The sequence below is a fragment of the Propioniciclava sp. genome, from assembly GCF_036744435.1.
Classification (GTDB): domain Bacteria; phylum Actinomycetota; class Actinomycetes; order Propionibacteriales; family Propionibacteriaceae; genus Propioniciclava.
The window spans coordinates 1-5,269 of the sequence record NZ_DAIOIA010000158.1 but is presented as its reverse complement, the minus strand read 5'-3'; the positions used below and the strand labels follow the sequence as shown (position 1 = coordinate 5,269).

Below are 5,269 nucleotides of genomic sequence, written 5' to 3'. Positions count from 1 at the left end.
AGGCTGGCGTTCTCACATGCGCGTGGGGAGCCCGCCCCGCCGTGGACATCACCGTCACCTCACCATCAGGTTGAGACAGATGCGTCCACGAGGCTCAGGTCCGGGTCGGCTCCGTCTCACCCCTTGAGGGCACCGGGACGCGACGCGGGCTCCCGCCCACCGCCTCACGGCCGGCCGCGTCGCCGGTGGCTGGCTAGTAGCTCGTGCCGCGCGGTCCGCCAGCGGGGCGCAGGCCATAGCGCGCTGCCAGCGCGTCCAGGGCTGTGGCGTACTCCGTCACGTCGGCACCGACCGCGACGAACGTCGCACCCAGGTCGAGGTAGCGCTGGTTGAGGGTCGCGTCGAAGGTGAGGATGCCGGCCGGTTTGCCTGCCGCCAGGATGCTCGCGATCCCCGCTTCGATCACGCGTTGCACCTCGTCGGAGGCGACGGGCAGCCCCAGGTCCGCGGCCAGGTCGGCCGGACCGATGAACACCCCGTCGACGCCCTCCACCTCGGCGATGTGCCGCACGTTCGCCAAGGCGGTGCGGGACTCGGCCTGCACGAGCAGGCACACGTTCTCGTCCGCGCGCACCGCATAGCCGTCGTCCCGGCCGAAGTCGGAGGCGCGAGCGATGGCCGCTCCCATGCCCCGAATGCCTCGCGGCGGGTAGCGCACCGCCCGAACGAGTTGCTTGGCCTGGTCGGGGGTGTCGACCATCGGGACGAGCAGGTTCTGCGCGCCGACGTCCAGCAACTGCTTGAGGATCCAGGGCTCGCCGGTGGGCGGGCGCACCACCAGCGCGGACGCCGACGCCTGCAAAGCCATGAGCTGACCCAGGATGCTGCGCAGGTCGTTGGGTCCGTGTTCGGAGTCGATGAGCAGCCAGTCGAACCCGGCGCTGCCCGCGATGGAGGCCACGTAGGGATCGCCCGAGGCGATCCACAGCCCGATCAGGGACCTGTCCCCGGCGGTCAGGGCCGCCTTGAAGTCATTGCTCGCCGTGGCGTTGCGCACAGACCGGGGCCTCTCATACGGGGTGGGTGCCATGGAGTCTTCCTCACTGCCGGACGCCGCGCTCGGGTGCGTGTGGCCTGTTCACCGACTGTATCTTGGCACCACCACGGCTAGGGGCTCTTCGCCTGTCGTCGCGTCAGACGGCGTCCGTGCAGGCGGGTGGACTCAACCGCGCAGGTGGCCCATCCGGCGCACGATCTCGTCACCGAGGGACTGCACGACCTGGACGATGACGATCAGGGCGACGACCGCCTCGATCAGCACGGGCGCATTGAAGCGCTGGTAGCCGTATCGGATGGCGAAGTCCCCCACGCCGCCGCCGCCGATGACGCCCGCCATCGTCGAGTACCCGATCAGGGTGACGAGGGTCAGCGTGGCGCCCGACACCAGCCCGGGTAGCGACTCCGGCAGCAGTACCTTGCGGACGATGTCCCAGGTCGAGGCACCCATCACCTGCGCGGCCTCCAGCTTGCCGGGAGCCACCTCGCGCAGCGCCGCCTCGACGACGCGCGCATAGAACGGGATCGCCCCCACCGACAGCGGAACCACGGCGGCGGTCGGCCCATAGGCGGTGCCGACGATGAGCCGGGTGAAGCTGATCAGGGCGATCATGAGGATCAGGAAGGGCAGCGAGCGTGCGATGTTCACCACCGCCCCCACCACGAAGTAGAGGAACCGGTTGGGGGCCAGCCCATCGGGCGCCCACAGCCGCAGCAGGACTCCGATGGCGATGCCGAGCACCGCGGTGATGAGGAAGGACCAGCCGACCATCCAGGCGGTCTCGCCCAGGGCTCCCCAGAGTTCCGGAAGCGCTTCTTGCCAGGACGTGGAGGGAATCATGCTTGGACGCTCACCTCGTGCTCGGCCAGGTACGCGTCGACCCCGGGTCGATCGTAGGTACCTGAGGGGTGGGACAAGACCACGCGCAGGCGACCAACCTTGCGCCCGGCAATGAGCTCGACGGCGCCGCCGAGAATCGAGACGTCGACGCCGAAGCGGCGCGTCAGGCCAGAGATGACCGGTTCCTGCGCGTGCCCTTGGGCGAAGCTGAGCACGATCGACGCCGCCCCGTCGACGGCGACCGGCTCCCCCACGGGCAGGAGGATGTCGGCGAGCCGACTCTGCGGAGCGGTCAGCAGGTCGAGTAGCGCACCCTGTTCGACGATGCGCCCGGATTCCATCAGCGCGGCACCGGAACAGATTCGGCGCACCACCTCCGACTCGTGGGTGATGAGCACCACGGTCACCCCCGTGCGCCGGTTGATCTCCGCGATCAGGTCGAGGATCTGCTCGGTGGTGGCCGGGTCGAGCGCCGAGGTGGCCTCGTCGCAGAACAGCACCTGGGGATGGGCGGCCAGCGCCCGGGCGATGCCGACGCGCTGCTTCTGCCCACCGGACAACTGCGCCGGGTAGGACCCCGCACGGTCGCTCAGACCGACCAGTTCCAGGAGTTCGGCGACGCGGGCCGCGCGTTCGGCCGCGGGCACCCCCTGCACCTCGAGCGGGAAGGCCACATTGGCTGCGGCCGTCCGGCTGGCGAGCAGGTTGAAGTGCTGGAAGATCATGCCCATCGTGTGCCGGACTCGTCGCAGCCCGGCAGCCGACAGGGACGTGAGCTCCACGTCACCGATGGTCACCGTCCCTGACGTCGGCCGTTCCAGTGCGGTCAGGCAACGCATCAGGGTGGTCTTGCCCGCGCCCGAGCGGCCCAGGATCCCGAAGATCTGGCCCGACTCAATCCGCAGGGAGACGTCGTCCACCGCCGTCACGTCGCCCGCGGCGGACGGATAGACCTTCGTCAGGGAGGTGACCTCGATCACATCAGCTCACTTCGCCGGCAGGACGGACCCCTTGAAGGTGTCCGTGATGTACTTCTGGATCTGCGGGCTGGTGAGGGCCTCGTTGAGCTTCTGCACCCGAGGATCATCCTTCAACGTGGCCTTGACCGCCACCACGTTCGCGTACGGGTTGTTGTCCGCGGACTCCAGCGCGAGCGCGTCGGTGGTGGGAACGAGGCCCGCCTCGATGGCGTAGTTGCCGTTGATGATGGACAACGTGACCTGCGGATCATCCAGGGTCGCGGCGAGCTGCGGGCGGTCGATCTTCAGCCAGGAGAGGTTCTTCGGGTTGCCCGTCACATTCTTCTCCGGGGTGATCTGGCTGTAGTCCAGGCCCTCCTGATCCGGCTTCACGTCGAGGGTGACCAGCCCCGCGTCGGCCAGCAGGAACAAGGCACGCGCCTGGTTGGTGGCATCCGCCGGGATCGCGACGACGGCGCCGTCGGGCACCGCGTCGAGCTTCACCTTCTTGGAGTACAGGCCCAGCGGCTCGACGTGGACGGGAGACAGCGCCACCAGGTCAGAACCGGTGTGCTTGGAGTTCCAGTCGGTCAGGTACGGCACGTGCTGGAAGAAGTTCGCGTCCAGGTCGCCGCTCTCGACGAGCTGGTTGGGGTCGATGTCGCCGGAGATCTCGGTGATGTCCAGCTTCACGTCGCCCAGCAGCCCTTCCTTCTCGGCTTCCTTCAGCAGCAGCGAGTGGGGGGTCACGTCGGCCATGATGCGCAGCGGCTTCGACGTGTCGGGCGTGCTCGTGCTGCCCGCGTTGGCGGCGCCGCACCCGGTCAGCACGAGTCCCGTGGCGAGAAGGGCTGCCGTGGTGGTGATCAAACGTCGAAACATGTGTCTTCTTCCTCAATCTGCGTGGTTGGCGTGGAGCAGGGCCGACAGCACGGGACCGCGAGCGAGAGCTGGCAGGTACGTGAGGCATCCAGAAATCGCTCGACCCTCCCGGGGAGCGACCGGAACCGTGCCGTCAGGCCGACATTCGCCGACAGCACAGGGGCATCATCATGACGCAGCGCGCCGTGTTGACGATGTCACCCATGGACTTCACCTTACGGCATCGGCGGCCCGCCGCTGACCAACGGCCCCGCGCGGACGCGACCTACTATGGAAGGCACACGAGGGGAGGTCACGTGCACGAACCAGGCTGGTATCCCGATCCTGCGGGCGCGCCGGGGCGTTACCGCTGGTGGGACGGACAATCGTGGACGCGTGAGGTGCGAGACGCCCCCGTCGGATTGGACGACCTGTTCAGCGGCGCTGGCGCCGATCGTCCGCGCAGTCCGGCCCGCGTGCTGGGCTATGGCACGTTGGTGATCGCTCTCGTCGTCGTCATCACGGGCCTGGCCACCGCGACGGGCGCCACATTTGGGCGCACCACTCCCCTGCCCATGAATGCGACGCCGCGCGGCGCGTCCGGGTCCTCGCCGTCGCCGGTCACGTCGCCGCCGACCGTAGCGTCCACGGCGAGTGCCGCGACGGTGCAGGAGTCGGCTTCGCCTACCCCCGCACCACAGGACAGTGTGAGCCCTTCGCCTGCACCGGCTCTGACGGCGCCCGGCTGTGAGGGGGTCCCCGACGACGAGTCGACGCTCTCTGACGGCGCCCTGACCGTGCAGGCCGACACCCGCTGGGCACGTATCGGTGTCCCCGGCTGGTTGGCGTGCGGCCAAGGCGGACGGCTGCTGGCCGGTGACGGGACCGCACTGATCTGGGTCGCTCACCTCGAGCCGGGATTCGCCGGGTCGGGGCTGGACGCCGCCAGTGCGAGCCTGTTCGAGCAGACGCTGCTCGAGGTGGGTACCTTCCGGACGCTCTCCTACGCGACCGACGACGTGACCGTGGGCGGGCGCCCCGCCTGCCAGGTGGTCGCCACCACCGGGAGCGGGCAGGAGCCCACCCTGCATGTGACATTGACCGTGGTCGACACCCATGCCGAGGCAACGACGGTGATCGTCGCCATCGCCGAGACCGACGACGGGGAGGGGATGCGCGCCACCGAGGAGGCACTGCGTTCCCTCACCGTGCGGGCCTGACCCCCCACCATCTGGCAGCCTGTCCCCCACCGATCGCCAAGGAGCCCTCATGGACGGCATCGATCCCTTAGTCCCTCCGAGCGGAACCGGATGTCAGGAGTGCCTGGCCGAGGGCGGCTGGTGGTTCCATCTACGCCGTTGCGCCCAGTGCGGCCACATCGGCTGCTGTGACACCTCCCCAGCGCAGCACACGACGGCGCACTACAAGGAGACGGGCCATCCGCTCATCCAGAGCTTCGAGCCGGGCGAAGACTGGTACTACAGCTATCCCGAGGATGCGATGTATGAAGGGCCGACCCTGGCAGCACCCCACAGTCACCCCGCGGATCAGCCGGTCCCGGGCCCGGAGGGCACGGTCCCCGCGAACTGGATGAGCCTGCTGCACGGGTGAG

General features: G+C 69.0%; 6 protein-coding genes. 2 read left to right on the top strand and 4 right to left on the bottom strand.

Annotation, left to right across the window (positions count from 1 at the left end):
• Window positions 1-193: 193 nt before the first annotated feature.
• The 4 genes from V7E09_RS14250 to V7E09_RS14235 all read right to left on the bottom strand — a co-directional run bounded on the left by V7E09_RS14250 (window position 194) and on the right by V7E09_RS14235 (window position 3,678).
• Window positions 194-1,030 carry an HpcH/HpaI aldolase/citrate lyase family protein gene (locus V7E09_RS14250; RefSeq protein ID WP_324512413.1) on the bottom strand — a complete coding sequence of 279 codons (837 nt, stop codon included), beginning with the start codon at window positions 1,028-1,030 and terminating at the stop codon, window positions 194-196.
• Window positions 1,031-1,162: 132 nt separating this feature from the next.
• A complete protein-coding gene (locus tag V7E09_RS14245) occupies window positions 1,163-1,837 on the bottom strand; it encodes a methionine ABC transporter permease (protein WP_324512412.1) in 675 nt (224 codons plus the stop codon).
• The gene (locus V7E09_RS14240) at window positions 1,834-2,817 is read right to left on the bottom strand and encodes a methionine ABC transporter ATP-binding protein (protein ID WP_324512411.1); all 984 of its coding nucleotides are present in this window, start codon (window positions 2,815-2,817) and stop codon (window positions 1,834-1,836) included. Before V7E09_RS14240 ends, V7E09_RS14245 begins: the two co-directional genes overlap by 4 nt.
• Before the next feature lie 6 nt (window positions 2,818-2,823).
• Window positions 2,824-3,678: a MetQ/NlpA family ABC transporter substrate-binding protein gene (locus tag V7E09_RS14235; RefSeq protein ID WP_324512410.1), complete on the bottom strand. Its 855-nt coding sequence runs from the start codon at window positions 3,676-3,678 to the stop codon at window positions 2,824-2,826.
• 296 nt (window positions 3,679-3,974) lie between these two features.
• Here V7E09_RS14235 and V7E09_RS14230 point away from each other — a divergent pair, with 296 nt between their 5' ends.
• Together V7E09_RS14230 and V7E09_RS14225 are read left to right on the top strand one after the other, a co-directional pair.
• The gene (locus V7E09_RS14230) at window positions 3,975-4,877 is read left to right on the top strand and encodes a DUF2510 domain-containing protein (RefSeq protein ID WP_324512409.1); all 903 of its coding nucleotides are present in this window, start codon (window positions 3,975-3,977) and stop codon (window positions 4,875-4,877) included.
• A 49-nt stretch (window positions 4,878-4,926) separates the two neighbouring features.
• On the top strand, window positions 4,927-5,268 hold the full coding sequence (locus V7E09_RS14225; RefSeq protein ID WP_324512408.1) for a UBP-type zinc finger domain-containing protein: 342 nt from the start codon (window positions 4,927-4,929) through the stop codon (window positions 5,266-5,268).
• The last annotated feature ends 1 nt before the right edge of the window (window position 5,269 follow it).

What these genes read in the sequence shown, in the direction of transcription:
- V7E09_RS14250 (WP_324512413.1), bottom strand. Translation starts at nt 1,030, where the DNA reads ATGGCACCCACCCCGTATGAGAGGCCCCGGTCTGTGCGCAACGCCACG.
- V7E09_RS14235 (WP_324512410.1), bottom strand. Translation starts at nt 3,678, where the DNA reads ATGTTTCGACGTTTGATCACCACCACGGCAGCCCTTCTCGCCACGGGA.
- V7E09_RS14245 (WP_324512412.1), bottom strand. Translation starts at nt 1,837, where the DNA reads ATGATTCCCTCCACGTCCTGGCAAGAAGCGCTTCCGGAACTCTGGGGA.
- V7E09_RS14225 (WP_324512408.1), top strand. Translation starts at nt 4,927, where the DNA reads ATGGACGGCATCGATCCCTTAGTCCCTCCGAGCGGAACCGGATGTCAG.